Annotated in this window: 14 protein-coding genes and 7 tRNA genes; 15 read left to right on the forward strand and 6 right to left on the reverse strand. The window is 42.7% G+C overall.

Annotated elements, in window-relative coordinates; genetic code table 11:
• Positions 1-5: 5 nt before the first annotated feature.
• Positions 6-590 carry a restriction endonuclease subunit S gene (locus L5B76_RS06365; RefSeq protein WP_265754712.1) on the reverse strand — a complete coding sequence of 195 codons (585 nt, stop codon included), beginning with the start codon at positions 588-590 and terminating at the stop codon, positions 6-8.
• A gap of 201 nt (positions 591-791) precedes the next feature.
• Here L5B76_RS06365 and recO point away from each other — a divergent pair, with 201 nt between their 5' ends.
• From recO to L5B76_RS06385, 4 genes are all read left to right on the forward strand, one after another.
• Complete coding sequence (gene recO / locus L5B76_RS06370; protein ID WP_265755532.1) at positions 792-1502, forward strand: DNA repair protein RecO; 711 nt, start codon at positions 792-794, stop codon at positions 1500-1502.
• 3 nt (positions 1503-1505) lie between these two features.
• Positions 1506-2819: a 23S rRNA (uracil(1939)-C(5))-methyltransferase RlmD gene (gene rlmD / locus L5B76_RS06375; protein WP_265754713.1), complete on the forward strand. Its 1314-nt coding sequence runs from the start codon at positions 1506-1508 to the stop codon at positions 2817-2819.
• Between the two features lie 16 nt (positions 2820-2835).
• Positions 2836-5067: a GTP diphosphokinase gene (relA, locus tag L5B76_RS06380; RefSeq protein WP_194752029.1), complete on the forward strand. Its 2232-nt coding sequence runs from the start codon at positions 2836-2838 to the stop codon at positions 5065-5067.
• Between the two features lie 108 nt (positions 5068-5175).
• Positions 5176-5532, forward strand: a complete 357-nt coding sequence (locus tag L5B76_RS06385) for a diacylglycerol kinase (protein ID WP_265754715.1) — start codon at positions 5176-5178, stop codon at positions 5530-5532.
• Between the two features lie 120 nt (positions 5533-5652).
• Here L5B76_RS06385 and dcuC read toward each other — a convergent pair whose 3' ends face one another.
• The 3 genes from dcuC to coaA form a co-directional block, all read right to left on the reverse strand.
• Positions 5653-6945, reverse strand: a complete 1293-nt coding sequence (dcuC, locus tag L5B76_RS06390) for a C4-dicarboxylate transporter DcuC (protein WP_126370546.1) — start codon at positions 6943-6945, stop codon at positions 5653-5655.
• Between the two features lie 11 nt (positions 6946-6956).
• Positions 6957-7676, reverse strand: coding sequence for a dipeptidase PepE (gene pepE, locus L5B76_RS06395; protein WP_265754716.1), 720 nt, complete (start codon positions 7674-7676; stop codon positions 6957-6959).
• 194 nt (positions 7677-7870) lie between these two features.
• Positions 7871-8824: a type I pantothenate kinase gene (coaA, locus tag L5B76_RS06400; RefSeq protein ID WP_265754717.1), complete on the reverse strand. Its 954-nt coding sequence runs from the start codon at positions 8822-8824 to the stop codon at positions 7871-7873.
• 214 nt (positions 8825-9038) lie between these two features.
• On the opposite strand from coaA, the gene L5B76_RS06405 reads away from it, so the two are divergent.
• From L5B76_RS06405 to tuf, 5 genes are all read left to right on the forward strand, one after another.
• Positions 9039-9114, forward strand: a tRNA-Thr gene (locus L5B76_RS06405).
• Between the two features lie 34 nt (positions 9115-9148).
• Positions 9149-9233: transfer RNA gene (locus tag L5B76_RS06410), tRNA-Tyr, on the forward strand.
• A gap of 41 nt (positions 9234-9274) precedes the next feature.
• Positions 9275-9349: transfer RNA gene (locus tag L5B76_RS06415), tRNA-Gly, on the forward strand.
• A gap of 4 nt (positions 9350-9353) precedes the next feature.
• Positions 9354-9429: transfer RNA gene (locus L5B76_RS06420), tRNA-Thr, on the forward strand.
• Between the two features lie 103 nt (positions 9430-9532).
• On the forward strand, positions 9533-10717 hold the full coding sequence (gene tuf, locus L5B76_RS06425; protein ID WP_265754610.1) for an elongation factor Tu: 1185 nt from the start codon (positions 9533-9535) through the stop codon (positions 10715-10717).
• Between the two features lie 198 nt (positions 10718-10915).
• Here tuf and L5B76_RS06430 read toward each other — a convergent pair whose 3' ends face one another.
• Both L5B76_RS06430 and trmB read right to left on the reverse strand, forming a co-directional pair.
• Positions 10916-11254, reverse strand: a complete 339-nt coding sequence (locus L5B76_RS06430) for a YggL family protein (RefSeq protein WP_103855688.1) — start codon at positions 11252-11254, stop codon at positions 10916-10918.
• 29 nt (positions 11255-11283) lie between these two features.
• On the reverse strand, positions 11284-12036 hold the full coding sequence (trmB, locus tag L5B76_RS06435) for a tRNA (guanosine(46)-N7)-methyltransferase TrmB (RefSeq protein WP_265754718.1): 753 nt from the start codon (positions 12034-12036) through the stop codon (positions 11284-11286).
• 185 nt (positions 12037-12221) lie between these two features.
• Here trmB and mutY point away from each other — a divergent pair, with 185 nt between their 5' ends.
• From mutY to L5B76_RS06465, 6 genes are all read left to right on the forward strand, one after another.
• Positions 12222-13340 carry an A/G-specific adenine glycosylase gene (gene mutY / locus L5B76_RS06440; RefSeq protein ID WP_265754719.1) on the forward strand — a complete coding sequence of 373 codons (1119 nt, stop codon included), beginning with the start codon at positions 12222-12224 and terminating at the stop codon, positions 13338-13340.
• A complete protein-coding gene (locus tag L5B76_RS06445; RefSeq protein ID WP_115248691.1) occupies positions 13340-13615 on the forward strand; it encodes an oxidative damage protection protein in 276 nt (91 codons plus the stop codon). The genes mutY and L5B76_RS06445 overlap by 1 nt, the downstream gene beginning before the upstream one ends.
• 2 nt (positions 13616-13617) lie before the next feature.
• Complete coding sequence (gene mltC, locus L5B76_RS06450) at positions 13618-14691, forward strand: membrane-bound lytic murein transglycosylase MltC (protein WP_115250132.1); 1074 nt, start codon at positions 13618-13620, stop codon at positions 14689-14691.
• Positions 14692-14847: 156 nt separating this feature from the next.
• Positions 14848-14923: transfer RNA gene (locus L5B76_RS06455), tRNA-Phe, on the forward strand.
• Between the two features lie 4 nt (positions 14924-14927).
• Positions 14928-15003: transfer RNA gene (locus tag L5B76_RS06460), tRNA-Asn, on the forward strand.
• Between the two features lie 152 nt (positions 15004-15155).
• A tRNA-Arg gene (locus tag L5B76_RS06465) sits at positions 15156-15232 on the forward strand.
• Positions 15233-15381 lie beyond the last annotated feature (149 nt).

Raw genomic sequence — 15381 nt, forward strand, 5'->3', positions numbered from 1 at the left:
ATTCCTTAATCCTTGATGTTGGATTTGCATTGTTTTTGAAAATTATTGAGTAAGTACGAGGTCAGCATTGCCTCATTTTCGGCCACACGTTTTTTTAACATTGTGATACGACGTTGCAAACGATCAACTTGCCCGATGGCCTGTTGTACTTCCAATGGTGGAAGTGGCGAAAGTTGTAAGTTGCGTAATTGATTAAGGCTATATTTCATCACACTCGAACCCTGTAAACTGGTGATTAATTGCCGTTTTATTCCAACATCATTATTCAGCAAATAAACCAAAAAAGCGTTATCCAGTTCTTTGGACGGATATAGTCGAGCATAATTGTGAGAAAACACATAGCCTGCACGAGTCTGACAGACTTGCACTGCCGTGCCTGAGATCAGGCTAAAAATGATATCCCCCTTTTGTAGCAAGGTAGGGCAATCTGGGGTACAAATTTGCTTGCCCTCTGTGGATTCTGTTCGGATCTCAAAATCCGCTTGTAAATCCGCTTGATCATATAATGAATAACAAGGACTACTCGGTTGCTCTGTGAGCCGAGAAAGTAATGTCCCCATTTCAAATTGCACAAGATGTTGCAGTTTCATTTTGTTCCTTATTGAAATTACAAAGTTAAGTAGCATTATATTCCTGTATAATTATTCGTCAAGATTTTTTTGTTATTTTTATAAATAACATTTTAATTTTGCAAAAAACACCAAAAATCCCACCGCACTTTTCCCCCTAACTCTGCAAAAAATCTGTTAAAATATCCGCACTTCAACGAATGATTAGCTAAGGATACGGTTATCGAAAATTGGCAGCGGGGCTTTGTTTTGCATCGCAGGGCGTATAGTGAAACGAGTTTATTGGTGGATTTGTTTACGGAAGAAACGGGGCGTTTGACGGTGATTGCGAAAGGGGCGAGAACAAAGCGTTCAGCGTGGAAAAGCATTTTGCAGCCGTTTACGCCGTTGCTTCTGCGTTGGACTGGAAAGGGCGAGCTAAAAACCCTGACTAAAGCCGAAGCGGCATCGCTCACTTTGCCAATGCAGCCTACGGCGCTTTATAGCGGTTTTTATGTGAATGAATTGCTGATGCGTTTGCTGGCTGTTGAGACCCCTTATCCTGAGATTTTCCAAGACTATCTAAAATGTATGATGGGCTTGGCAAGTTTGCCTGATGCACTAGAACCAAGCCTGCGAACCTTTGAATTTCAATTACTTACAGCAATGGGCTATGGCATTGATTTTTGCCATTGTGCCGGTTCAGGCGAGCCTGTCGATGAAAATATGACCTATCGTTATCGCGAAGAAAAAGGCTTTATTGCTTCTTTAATTAAGGATAATCTCACTTTTTATGGCAGAGAACTGCTGGCGTTTGAGCGGCGAGAGTTTCACGATCAGGCGGTGTTACAAGCAGCGAAACGCTTTATTCGAATTGCCTTGAAGCCTTATTTAGGCAGTAAGCCGTTGAAAAGTCGAGAATTATTCACCCAACATATTTTGTATCAGAAATAACCTATGGCATTACTTTACTCCCCGAAAAAAGTGGAAAAAAATCACCGCACTTTTACTGCGCAAGTGCAAGATTTAGATTATCAAGGGCTAGGCGTAGCGAAAATTCAAGGTAAAACGTGGTTTATCGAAAATGCGTTGCCTGATGAAAACGTGCAGGTCGAGGTGTTGGAAGAAAAGCGTCAATATGGCAAAGGGGTTGCGAAAAAATGGTTGCAAACTAGCCCACAGCGTGTGCAGCCTGCTTGTGCTCATTATGCAAAATGTGGTGGCTGCCAAACTCAGCATATTCCCTTGGCAATGCAGCGAGAAGCTAAAGAGCGCGCCTTATTTCAGCGTTTAACGAAATTGCAAGCTGACCCCATTGCGTTAATGCCTCGAATTGTGGGCAGCCAATGGCATTATCGTCGCCGTTTACGCTTAAGCATTTATTGGGATAAAAAGCAGGGGCTGCGCATTGGCTTTCGGCAAAAAAATTCGCAAAATATTGAGCCAGTGCAGTCTTGCCTTGTGATCGAAACGCCACTCAATAATTTATTACCAAAAATCACCGCACTTTTGCAAAACTGGTCTAACCCGAAAAATTTAGGCCATATTGAACTAGTGCGAGCGGATAACGGTGTGGCATTATTGCTACGTCATCAAAAAAATTTGGCAGAAAACGACCGCACTTTGTTACTTGAATTTGCTCGCCAAGAGCGCTTAATGCTGTTCGTGCAAGATGATGTGCAAATCCAGCAACTTTATGGCGAAAGCCCTTATTATGAATTGAATAATGGGCAACGGCTGCATTTTGATGTGCGGGATTTTATTCAGATTAATCCGCAACTCAATCAAGTAATGATTGACACCGTACTAGATTGGCTCGACTTAAATGCCCAAGATCAGGTGCTGGATTTATTCTGTGGAATGGGTAATTTCACTTTGCCTATAAGCCGTCAAGCCAAGCAAGTGGTGGGCGTAGAAGGCGTGGCGGAAATGGTGCAGAAAGCGACACAAAATGCGGAACGAAATGGCTGTAAAAATGTCCAATTTTATCAAGGCGATCTGGCACAATCTTTTGCTGAACAACAATGGGCAAGCCAAGCATTTAGCAAAATTTTGCTCGATCCCCCACGCACAGGCGCGGCATTTGCAATGCCGTTTTTGTGTCAGTTACAGGCAGAAAAAGTGTTGTATGTGTCTTGCAATCCTGCGACATTAGTACGCGATGCACAAATGCTGTTGCAAGCAGGCTATCAATTAACCCAAGTGGCAATGATCGATATGTTCCCAAATACGGGGCATTTGGAGAGCATTACTCTCTTTGAACGGAAATAATAAATAGGAAGACGTTATGGTTGCTGTTCGAGGTTCACACCTACTTAACCCGAAAGATTTTGTGATTGAGCAATGGAGCGAAAGCTTGGGGCTTTCTTCTGAGCTGGCAGAGAAGTTGGTGCTGGCTTGGCATTATTCGCAAGATAAAATCCAGCAGCACCAAAACACGGTGGAAAATCCGCAGATGCATTGTTCGCTATTTTCAGGGGTGGAAATGGTGGAAATTTTGCACAGCCTAAATATGGATAGTGAAAGCCTTATCACGGCAATGATTTATCCTGTGGTGAGCCATAATATCGTTGCGCTGGAGCAAATTAGCGAAGATTTTGGCACGGCGATTAGCAAGCTGGTGAAAGGCGTGCTGGAAATGGATAACATTCGCCAGTTAAACGCGAGTCATTCTGCCAATTCCCTGCAAGTGGACAATGTGCGCCGTATGCTGTTGGCGATGGTGGACGATTTTCGTTGCGTGATTATCAAACTGGCTGAACGTATTGCCTTTTTGCGTGATGCAGAAAATTGCTGTTCGGAAGAAGAGAAAGTGCTGGCAGCAAAAGAATGTGCCAATATTTATGCGCCTCTTGCCAATCGTTTAGGCATTGGGCAGCTGAAATGGGAGCTGGAAGATTATTGCTTCCGCTATTTGCACCCTGAACAGTATCGAATGATTGCCAAGTTGCTGAAAGAACGCCGTTTAGATCGTGAGCAATATATTGCGGATTTTGTGGCAGATCTCACCCGCTATTTACAAGAAAATATTGATCAAGTGGAAGTGTATGGCCGCCCGAAACATATTTATAGCATTTGGCGAAAAATGCAGAAAAAACACTTAGAATTTAGTGATTTATATGATGTTCGCGCGGTGCGCGTGATCGTCCAAAAGCTGCAAGATTGTTATTCTGCTCTTGGCATTGTGCATACCCACTTTAAACATTTACCGAAAGAATTTGATGATTATGTGGCAAACCCGAAACCGAACGGCTATCAATCCATTCATACCGTGGTGTTAGGCAAAGGCGGCAAACCCGTAGAAGTACAAATTCGTACCCAACAAATGCACGATGATGCCGAGCTTGGCGTGGCGGCGCACTGGAAATATAAAGAGGGCGTAACAGGGCGTTCAGCCTATGAAGATAAAATTGCGTGGTTGCGTAAATTATTAGCTTGGCAAGATGATATTACCGATTCTGGCGAAGTGATTGCCGAGTTACGCAGCCAAGTGTTTGATGATCGGGTTTATGTGTTTACCCCAAAAGGCGAAGTGATCGACCTGCCAACGGGCTCAACGCCGTTGGATTTTGCTTATGCCATTCATAGTGAAATCGGGCATCGTTGCATTGGCGCGAAAGTGGGCGGACGCATTGTGCCCTTTACTTATCAGCTGCAAATGGGCGATCAAATTGAAATCATCACGCAAAAAACGCCAAACCCAAGCCGAGATTGGTTGAATCCGAATTTAGGCTTCACTAACACCAGTAAATCGCGTGCCAAAATTGCGGCGTGGTTTAAGAAATTAGATCGTGATAAAAATATTCCAGCAGGTAAAGAGCTGTTGGAAAATGAAATTGCACGTTTAGGCATTGCACTCAAGCAAGTGGAGCAGTATGCCTTGCCGCGTTACAATCTGAAAAATTTAGAAGATTTGTATGCGGGCATTGGCGGCGGCGATATTCGCCTTAATCAGCTGATTAACTTTTTGCAAAGCAAACTGATTAAAACCACGCCACAAGAAACCGATGAACAGATTTTACGCCACGTTGCACAGAAAAGTGCGGTGAATTCTGCGCAAAAAAATGAGTCAAAAGGCTATGTGATCGTAGAAGGCGTGGGCAACTTAATGCACCACATCGCGCGCTGTTGCCAGCCAATTCCCGGTGATGACATTGTGGGCTACATCACAATGGGGCGTGGCATTTCTATCCATCGTAGTGATTGTGAACAGTTTTTAGAATTGCAAGCCAGCCACCCAGAACGTGTGGTGGAATCCGTTTGGGGAGAGAGCTATGCCAGCGGTTTCCGCATTAGTATTCGCATTATCGCCAGTGATCGCCACGGCTTGTTGCGTGATATTACCACTGTGTTGGCTAATGAAAAGATCAGCGTGCTAGGCGTATCAAGCCGTACGGACACGAAAAAACAAATCGCCACGATGGATATGGAAATTGAGCTAAACAACGTGCAAATGCTGAGTAAAATCCTCGCCCGTTTAGCAAAATTAGATGATGTGATCGAAGCAAAACGTTTATAAGAAAAACGGTTATAGGAAAACCAAGTGCGGTGGTTTTTCGTGTAATTTTGTTGCGATTAAAGCGAAAAATTGAGTTATCCCATTCAATCAATTAATAAGGAAAGAAAATTGGAAAAAACAACGGGCTTGACCCATTTAATTAAATCCACAGGCTATTCAATGCAAGGCTTAAAAAGTGCTTTCAAAAACGAAACCGCTTTTCGCCACGAAGTGTTTTGTGCTTGCATTTTAATCCCTTTGGCGTTTTTATTGGCTGACGACAAAATCGAATTGATCTTGATGATTGGTTCAGTGTTATTAGTGTTAGCAGTAGAGTTGCTTAACAGCGCGGTTGAAGCCGTGGTGGATCGCATTGGCACGGAACATCACGAGCTTTCCGGACGCGCGAAAGATCAAGGCTCAGCCGCCGTGTTTGTAACGTTGATCATCGTTGCGCTAACCTGGGGCGGGATCTTATTCTTTTAATGTCATTACTCACTGAGCAAAGGAAAACTAGGGAAAACCTTTATTATCAGTAAAATACAGAAGTGCGGTGAAAATTTGTTGAATTTTTTCACCGCACTTTTATTTGTTATATCTGCTTAGTTAGAGCATAAATAATGCTAAGAATAACACCGCAAGCACCATTCCTAAGCCGGTACGTTTGACAATTTCCACTGGGCTAACCATTGCTAGGCCTGCGCATACAATGGTTACGCCAGCAATAGGGGAGGCAGTGCGTCCGATAGCCCCTGCGATAGCCGCTGCCATACCAAGATTTAAGTGGGTATAACCTAATTCTACCGCGTGTGGGGTTACCGCCGTGTTGAAAGCAATGGCTGCCGCATCGCCAGAACCGGTGAGCAAGCCCATTAAGAATGGCCCGATGGTTGCGCCCCAGCGGACGAATTCGTTGGAATGTTTAAGGAATTCAATCGCACTGTCAATGGCGCCGGTGGATTTTAATCCTGCCACAAAAACGCTGGCGGAAATAATGATACCCAACACGTTTGCATAAGCGCTGCCCATTCCGTTAAAGAATTCTTCGGTAATTTTCGCTGGGGAAACTCGGGTGACGATAATGGCGTAAATTGCACCAATTAACATTGCTTGTGGCACGCCCATTTTTGTCCATGCCAACGCGGGGATCTCCTGTAAAGACGTACCGCCGATCACCAAAATCACCAACGGTAATAAAGGCGCAATGGCAAAAAGGAGGTTCGATTTTTGGAAAGATTGTTCCGCTTCTTTCGCTTCAGCTAAATAGGCTTGGCGGTGTTCTTCGCCGTAATCTTTCAACATTAATGCAACCAAGGTTAGTGAAACCGCCGCAATCGCTCCTGCGATCATTGTGTAAGGCGCGTGAGATAAGTTCACTTGCGTGATGGTTAAATTGGACATTTCTGCGATCATTGCAGAATGAGAAGAGCCCGGACTCATCATTGAGCCGAACGTTCCTGCCAAAATCGCAGCCCCCGCAGTGGCTGGGCGTACGCCAGCACTTTTTAGCACGGGGATTAAGGTTGCGCCAACCGCAGCGGCACAACCTGCCGCAGAAGGGATCGCGATATTAATAAAGAAGGTGATCACCGTGGCAAAAGGGATTAAGAAAAATCTGAGTCCTGAAAGCGGTTTCGTCATTAAATGCACCAGATGGGTGTCGCATTTTGTGTATTTCATTACATAAGCAAAACCCATACTAGAACAGATCGCCATAATCAAGCCACCGCTGGTCATTGATTTTGCAAAAGCGTCCAACGCGCCCATTGGGTTTAGGGTGAGCAAGGACATCATCAACCCCAAGCCAATTAATACGGTGCGCGTTTCATATTTTTTTACCAGTAAATAAACCGCAGCGATAACGCCCAAAATCGCTACAAAAGATTTAAGTTCAAGCATTTTTCTTCTCCTTAGTAATCAAAGGTAACACCGCTTGCATAGCGTTCGCATTGTCCATTTTTGCTGAATTTTAGCACCGCACTTTGCTGTGCTTCGCTAATATCCAGCACTTTGGCTTGACTGCCTTGAATCTGTAATGCCGTACCTTCAGGCAAGGCGTAAACGTGCGATTCAGGATTGACAATCAAAAATTCCGCCAAGCGCTCTTCACGGCTTTCACCGTTATGCCCTGCAATTTTGCCGGAAATAAAGTGTGGATTAATTTGATGTGGGAAAAGATTCAACGCGTCAAAGGAAGGCGGATAAAGAATTGGCATATCATTGGTGGTCATAATGGTTTTGCCTGCCACATTTGCCCCTGCGCTCCAGCCAAAATAAGGCGTACCTTGTTGCACTTTTTGACGAATGGCGTCTAATAAATGGTGTTCATACAACCCATTGATTAGGCAGAAGGTGTTACCACCGCCAATGGCGATCACGTCAGCTTGCTCAATAATATCTAAATGGCGCTTGCCACGATGGACAGACACCACGTCCATTTCTAGCTCTGCCAAAGCTTGTTGCACCAGCGCTTCATACTCATCATAACTACGGCTCACACCTGCATAAGGCACAAATCCAATAGTTTTTCCTTTGTATGTAGAAAGAAAGCTTTTCAGCCACGGCATACAATGCACGAGATAACCCGTATTTTGGTATTTAGAACCGCTCATTAAAAGCATATTTTTCATTCTTGCCTCCTTGTTGAATATAATGCATAAGAGTAAGGAATGATTACTCTTTATGAGTATTATGCGTTGTTAGATCAGGAAAAGAGAATGAAATTTACAATAAAAAGGCAGTTTTTTGAGCAATATCACAAAAAATCCATCTAGTTAGAATAGATGGATTAAAAGAGCGGTGATTTTTTTAGGAATTTTGTGTTTTAGCGCTTTAATTTAACCTTTTCCACCGCGTGATTTGCGCCCTTAGTTAAAATCAAATTGGCGCGTTCACGGGTCGGCAGAATATTTTCTCGCAGGTTTTTGCCGTTGATGTCTTCCCAAATTTTGCTCGCTGTGGCAACGGCTTCTTGCTCGGAAAGGCTGGCATAGTGTTTAAAGTAAGAATCAGGATTATTAAAGGCACTTTGGCGAAATTTAAGAAAACGGCGAATGTACCATTCTTTTAATAGGCTTTCTTCCGCATCAACATAAATAGAAAAATCGACAAAATCAGAAACAAAGACTTGATTTGTATTGCTATTTCCGCGTTGTAGCACGTTCAATCCTTCTAAAATAAGAATGTCGGGCTGATCAACATAATCAAACTGATCAGGCACAATATCGTAAGTTAAATGAGAATAAATCGGCGCACTCACATTGCGTTTGCCTGATTTTATATCAGCCAAGAAATGGATCAGGCGTTGCGTATCATAAGAAACAGGAAAACCTTTCTTTTGCAACAGGTTATCTTTTTTGAGTTTTTCTAAAGGATATAAAAAACCATCGGTGGTGATGAGATCCACTTTACGCACTTGTGGCCAGTTTGATAAGAGTGATTGCAAAATCCGCGCGGAAGTGCTTTTCCCCACCGCAACACTGCCTGCAATGCTGATAATATAAGGGGTTTTTTGCTTATTACCACCAAGAAAACGGGTTAAAACGGTCTGACGGCGCAGATTTTCTTCAATATAGTAGTTAATTAAACGCGCCAACGGCAGATAAATAGTGCTAACTTCATCTAATGACAGATCTTCGTTAATCCCTAGCAAAGGCTTGAGATCTTGCTCGGTGAGTTTTAATGGAACGGATTTGCGTAATTCTGCCCATTGCTGGCGATCAAAAGAAAGAAAGGGCGTTAATTGCTCATTTAATAAAGTCGAATCAGAAAATGCCACAATGTTGTCTTCATATTTATAGAATGTTGAATAGAAATATACCCTATAAATTTGCTTATGATTAGCGAAATTTAGAATAAATTGGCACTTTTTTTATAAATTTTGTGCATTTTGACTGAGAAATAGCCGAACAATAAAAAAAATCTATTTTTTTTCAAAAAAACGCTTGTCAGTGATAAAAATTTCCCTATAATACGCCTCACTTGCTTACGACGCCGACTTAGCTCAGTAGGTAGAGCAACTGACTTGTAATCAGTAGGTCACCAGTTCGATTCCGGTAGTCGGCACCATAACCAATCGTAGTCAAGTTCATTCATTTAGTGCGGAGGGATTCCCGAGCGGCCAAAGGGAGCAGACTGTAAATCTGCCGGCTCAGCCTTCGAAGGTTCGAATCCTTCTCCCTCCACCATTTTTTAGATGAATTCTGATGGGACAGATGAATTTAGGACTGCGGGCATCGTATAATGGCTATTACCTCAGCCTTCCAAGCTGATGATGCGGGTTCGATTCCCGCTGCCCGCTCCAAAGCGCTGATATAGCTCAGTTGGTAGAGCGCACCCTTGGTAAGGGTGAGGTCGGCGGTTCAAATCCGCCTATCAGCACCAGCCTTAACTTCACCTTTCTCTTATTAATAGTTTAAACTTAATTCAATTGGTTAATGTGGTATTTTGAACCATCGATAACCGTGTTTATCTAGAGGGACTCTTAATGTCTAAAGAAAAATTTGAACGTACAAAACCGCACGTAAACGTGGGTACAATCGGCCACGTTGACCATGGTAAAACAACTTTAACAGCAGCAATCACCAGCGTATTAGCGAAACACTACGGTGGTGCGGCACGCGCATTTGACCAAATCGATAACGCGCCAGAAGAAAAAGCGCGTGGTATCACCATCAACACCTCACACGTTGAATACGATACTCCAACACGTCACTACGCACACGTTGACTGCCCGGGACACGCGGACTATGTTAAAAACATGATTACTGGTGCGGCGCAAATGGACGGTGCAATCTTAGTAGTAGCAGCGACAGACGGCCCAATGCCACAAACTCGTGAGCACATCTTATTAGGTCGCCAAGTAGGTGTACCATACATCATCGTATTCTTAAACAAATGCGATATGGTAGATGACGAAGAGTTATTAGAATTAGTAGAAATGGAAGTGCGTGAGCTTCTTTCTCAATATGATTTCCCAGGTGATGATACACCAATCGTACGTGGTTCAGCGTTAAAAGCGTTAGAAGGCGATGCGCAATGGGAAGAAAAAATCCTTGAGTTAGCAAACCACTTAGACACTTACATTCCAGAGCCAGAGCGTGCGATTGACCAACCATTCTTATTACCAATCGAAGACGTATTCTCAATCTCAGGTCGTGGTACAGTAGTAACAGGCCGTGTAGAGCGTGGTATTATCCGCACTGGTGATGAAGTAGAAATCGTAGGTATCAAAGAAACTGCGAAAACTACCGTAACAGGTGTAGAAATGTTCCGTAAATTACTTGACGAAGGTCGTGCGGGTGAAAACATCGGTGCATTATTACGTGGTACAAAACGTGAAGAAATCGAACGTGGTCAAGTATTAGCGAAACCAGGTTCAATCACACCACACACAGACTTCGAATCAGAAGTTTACGTATTATCGAAAGAAGAAGGTGGTCGTCATACTCCATTCTTCAAAGGTTACCGTCCACAATTCTATTTCCGTACAACTGACGTAACAGGTACAATCGAGTTACCAGAAGGCGTGGAAATGGTAATGCCAGGCGATAACATCAAAATGACAGTAAGCTTAATTCACCCAATCGCGATGGACCAAGGTTTACGCTTTGCGATTCGTGAAGGTGGACGTACAGTAGGTGCGGGTGTTGTAGCGAAAATCATCAAATAATGATGATTGCTAGGTAACACTAGAAAAGCTAAAAGCTAAGAAAGGGCATCGAAAGATGCCCTTTTGTTTTGCTTGGATTTTTGAATGAAAAAGTTGGAAAAAATGACCGCACTTAGTTGGTGTTAGCCTTAAAATAAGGCGTATAAAAAATCCTGCTGTCGCAGGATTTTAATCATTTAATATGGCGTTATGGAAGAATTATTTCGCTGGATATTCCCACCAAATATCAAACAGTTGGCTGATTTCAATTTGTTGTAATCCATTGCTTTCTAACCAGTTTTTTACTAGCTCGCGGTGGCTTTCATCACATTTTCCGATTTCTTCTAAGCAGACTAAACCTTCCCAATGTAAATAACCGCTACCTTCATAAGCTAAGCCATTTGGGCGAATAACTTCGTTGATAAAACGATCTACAACTTCATCAATTTTATCAATCGGAGTATTTTCTGCGAATTGCCAGTTTACTAAAAAGCCTAATTCTTGGAATTCTGCAAGGTGCATTTTTTTGCGTTGTCTTCTGTTACGTTGAATAGCCATCGTTTTCTCCTCGTGTTTCTAGGCTGATATTATTCAGTTTTAATAAAATATAAATCCCATACGCCGTGTCCCAAGCGATGACCGCGCTGTTCAAACTTAGTCAGTGGGCGGCTTTCAGGACGTGGAATATAGTCCTTTGTGGCGGAAGTATTGCGTAACTGTGGATTGTTTTGCAATACGTCTAACATTTGTTCCGCATAGTTTTCCCAGTCTGTTGCCATATGAATAAAGCCTTGGTTGGCGAGCTTTTGGCAGACAGTTTGCACAAAATGCGGCTGTACAATGCGGCGTTTATGATGCTTCGCTTTATGCCAAGGATCAGGGAAAAAAAGCTGCAAGCCAGCAAGGCTGCCATCGGCAATGCAATCGCGTAAAATTTCTGTGGCATCGTGGCAAATAATGCGTAGATTTTTTACCTTTTTTTCCACGGCATAAGCAATACACGCGCCCACACCGGGGGTATGCACTTCAATTCCTAGATAATTTTTATCTGGATTTTGCTCCGCCATTTCCACTAGGGATTTTCCCATTCCAAAACCAATTTCTAAAATAACAGGCTTGTCGTTGCCATAAATCTTTTTAAAATCAAAAGGTTCTGTTTGATGTGATAAGCCATAAATTGGCCAATATTCATTCATCATATTACGTTGAAAATCGCTTAATCGCCCTGTACGCAACACGAAACTACGCACTTTACGTTTGTAGCGTCCGTCTGCGGTAAATTCCGCGGTTTCAACGGTTTTGCGTTTTTGATCCGCAAAGCTGGTTTGTCGTTCTGTCATTGAAAATCTTACTGCCAAAATACATTTTATTGTTGATAAAATGCACGAAATGATATTGAACGGCTATTCTATGGGTTCACTCCCCATCACGCAAGGGAAAAGGCAAAAGTGCGGTAATTTTTTTGTGCATTTTGTTCAATTTCGCTCTGTGATACACTTGTTCCTTTTATTTATCTCTTGGATTTATGTTACAAGCACAATCTTCTCCTGATGATTTTTTTGCCCGATCAGTTCTCACTTGGTACGATCAATTTGGGCGCAAGCATTTGCCTTGGCAGCAAAATAAAACCCTTTATGGCGTTTGGCTGTCCGAGGTAATGTTGCAACAAACTCAAGTTGCCACGGTGATTCCTTATTTTGAACGCTTTATGCAACGGTTTCCAACGATCATTGATCTTGCCGATGCGCCCCTTGATGAAGTGCTGCATTTGTGGACGGGCTTGGGCTATTACGCGCGGGCAAGAAATTTGCACCAATCGGCACAAATTATTCGCGATCAGTATCAGGGCAATTTCCCCACTGAATTTGAGCAAGTACAGGCGTTAAAAGGCATTGGTCGAAGCACGGCGGGGGCAATCTTATCTTCTTGCTTAAATGCCCCTTATCCTATTTTAGATGGCAATGTGAAACGCGTGTTATCTCGTTACTTTACGGTTGAAGGCTGGGCGGGCGAGAAAAAAGTGGAAAATCAACTTTGGCAGTTAAGTGCTGAAGTAACGCCAAGACAGCGTGTGGCAGATTTTAATCAAGCGATGATGGATATTGGTGCGATGGTATGTACACGCACAAAACCGAAATGCACGCTTTGTCCGTTATCTGAAAAGTGCGGTGCAAATTTGCAACAAAATTGGCAAGATTACCCTGCGAAGAAGCCAAAGAAAACTTTGCCTGAGCGACAAAGTTATTTCTTAATTTGGCAGCAACAAGGCAAAGTGGCATTAGAACAGCGTGAAAATGCGGGCTTGTGGGGTGGTTTGTATTGTTTTCCACAATTTGACAGCAAGCAGGATTTATTGGCTTATTTGGTGCGTCAAAACGTGGATTTTTATCAGGAATGGCCAGCTTTTCGCCATACCTTTAGCCATTTTCACTTAATGATTCACCCGATTTATGTGAAACAGGAATATCACGGCGAGGACGCGAATCGCTCTGATTGGAAAAAGGTGAGTGAAAATCACGGCAACTATGAATCTTCTATACAAAGTGCGGTCAAATATTGGTATGATCCGCAAAATCCTGATCAAATTGGACTGGCAACGCCAGTCAAAAATCTTTTATTACAGTTAGCAAAAGGAAAAGAATAATGGCAAGAACGGTATTTTGTGCCTATTTAAAACAAGAGGCGGACGGGCTAGATTTTCAACTTTACCCAGGCGAATTAGGCAAACGTATTTTTGATAATATCAGCAAACAGGCTTGGGGCGAGTGGATGAAAAAACAAACAATGCTCGTTAATGAGAAAAAATTAAATATGATGAATGCCGAACATCGCCAATTATTAGAGCAAGAAATGGTGAATTTCTTATTTGAAGGTAAAGATGTTCACATTGAAGGCTACGTTCCACCAGAAGAAAAATAATGATGAAAAAATATGTTATTGCATTAATCATTCCCTTTTTATTTGCCTGTGGTGGCTCAAGCCATAAGCGTGTCTATAATGATGAGGCGTTTAGCAAAGATACGCGCGGGTTAGATATTTTAACGGGGCAATTTTCCCATAATATCGATCAAATTTGGGGCGTAAATGAATTATTAGTGGCAAGCCGTAAAGACTATGTGAAATACACCGACAGTTTTTACACTCGCAGCCACGTTAGCTTTGATGAAGGTACGATCACCGTAGAAACTCAGCAAGATCTTAATCGTCTGCATAATTCTATTGTGCATACGCTATTAATGGGATCCGATGCCAACGGTATCGATTTATTTGCTTCAGGTGATGTGCCGATAAGTTCTCGCCCATTCCTTGTTGGGCAGGTAGTGGATAATTTGGGCCAACAAATTACCAACGAGTTTATTGCAGGTAATTTTGCTGATTATCTTCTACAAAATAAATTGCAAACACGCCGTTTAAGTAATGGCAGAATGGTGCAGTTTGTGGTGATCCCAATGATTGCTAACCACGTTGCCGTGCGTGCGCAAAAATACCTACCAATGGTGCGCCGTGCAGCTAGACGCTATAACCTTGATGAAAGCTTGATTTTAGGCATTATGCAAACGGAATCTAGTTTCAACCCTTATGCGATTAGCTATGCTAATGCTATCGGCTTAATGCAAGTGGTGCCGCGTACTGCTGGACGTGATGTATTCCAAATGAAAGGGCGCGCTGGTCAGCCGTCAAAAAGCTATTTGTTTGATCCCGAAAAAAATATTGATGCGGGCGCATCGTATTTATGGCTATTACAAAATAAATATTTAGATGGCATCACCAATCCAACGTCTAAACGTTTTGCGATGATTTCTGCGTATAACAGCGGGGCAGGTGCGGTGTTGCGCGTGTTCCACGAAGATAAAGATATGGCGATTGAACAAATCAACCGCTTATATCCTGAGCAAGTGTACCGAATTTTGACTACGGCACACCCATCTTCACAAGCAAGAAATTATTTAATTAAGGTGGATAAGGCACAAAAAAGTTATCGTGTTAGACGATAAAAATTAAAAGTGGTTTTGATTTTTTATGCGATTTTTGCTGTATTTCTATGCGTTTCGCTTGTTAAATATTCAAACAAACAAAAAAACGTAAAAAAGTTAAAATTAATGATTGACTTAAGACGCTAAAAATCGTTTAATACGCACCACTGATGCGTTGCCTCGATAGCTCAGTCGGTAGAGCAGGGGATTGAAAATCCCCGTGTCGGTGGTTCGATTCCGCCTCGAGGCACCACTATTCCTCCTTAGTTCAGTCGGTAGAACGGTGGACTGTTAATCCATATGTCGCTGGTTCAAGTCCAGCAGGAGGAGCCAAATTCTTAACAGCCGCTAATGAAAATTAGCGGCTTTTTCATATCTAATTACCCTCTCTTTTCTGATTAAAAATTAACAAAATTAACACCGCACTTTATTTCTCAGTATTTGCTTTTCATCATCACCTATTTATGCGAAACTGAATCGCCAAAGAACGTGTAGCTTAGCAGGATAGAGCAGTCCCCTCCTAAGGGACAGGTCGGCGGTTCGACTCCGCCCACGTTCGCCATTCTATTGTTTTTTTACGTTCGCCAATGTTCAAAATTTATAGGAAATGTAACAAAAACAACGGGTTGCCGTTCGTGTTTGTTCGTTTGTGTTTTTCTTTGTTTGCTTGCATCCGTGCTTTTTAGATCCCTGTTTGGATCCCTCACCTTA

The organism is Avibacterium sp. 21-594, from assembly GCF_026226815.1.
In the GTDB taxonomy this organism is placed as follows: Bacteria; Pseudomonadota; Gammaproteobacteria; order Enterobacterales; family Pasteurellaceae; genus Avibacterium; species Avibacterium avium.

Coding starts and splice junctions, on each gene's coding strand:
- L5B76_RS06365 (WP_265754712.1), bottom strand. CDS start 590: ATGAAACTGCAACATCTTGTGCAATTTGAAATGGGGACATTACTTTCT.
- rlmD (WP_265754713.1), top strand. CDS start 1,506: ATGGCATTACTTTACTCCCCGAAAAAAGTGGAAAAAAATCACCGCACT.
- relA (WP_194752029.1), top strand. CDS start 2,836: ATGGTTGCTGTTCGAGGTTCACACCTACTTAACCCGAAAGATTTTGTG.
- dcuC (WP_126370546.1), bottom strand. CDS start 6,945: ATGCTTGAACTTAAATCTTTTGTAGCGATTTTGGGCGTTATCGCTGCG.
- pepE (WP_265754716.1), bottom strand. CDS start 7,676: ATGAAAAATATGCTTTTAATGAGCGGTTCTAAATACCAAAATACGGGT.
- tuf (WP_265754610.1), top strand. CDS start 9,533: ATGTCTAAAGAAAAATTTGAACGTACAAAACCGCACGTAAACGTGGGT.
- L5B76_RS06430 (WP_103855688.1), bottom strand. CDS start 11,254: ATGGCTATTCAACGTAACAGAAGACAACGCAAAAAAATGCACCTTGCA.
- trmB (WP_265754718.1), bottom strand. CDS start 12,036: ATGACAGAACGACAAACCAGCTTTGCGGATCAAAAACGCAAAACCGTT.
- mutY (WP_265754719.1), top strand. CDS start 12,222: ATGTTACAAGCACAATCTTCTCCTGATGATTTTTTTGCCCGATCAGTT.
- L5B76_RS06445 (WP_115248691.1), top strand. CDS start 13,340: ATGGCAAGAACGGTATTTTGTGCCTATTTAAAACAAGAGGCGGACGGG.
- mltC (WP_115250132.1), top strand. CDS start 13,618: ATGAAAAAATATGTTATTGCATTAATCATTCCCTTTTTATTTGCCTGT.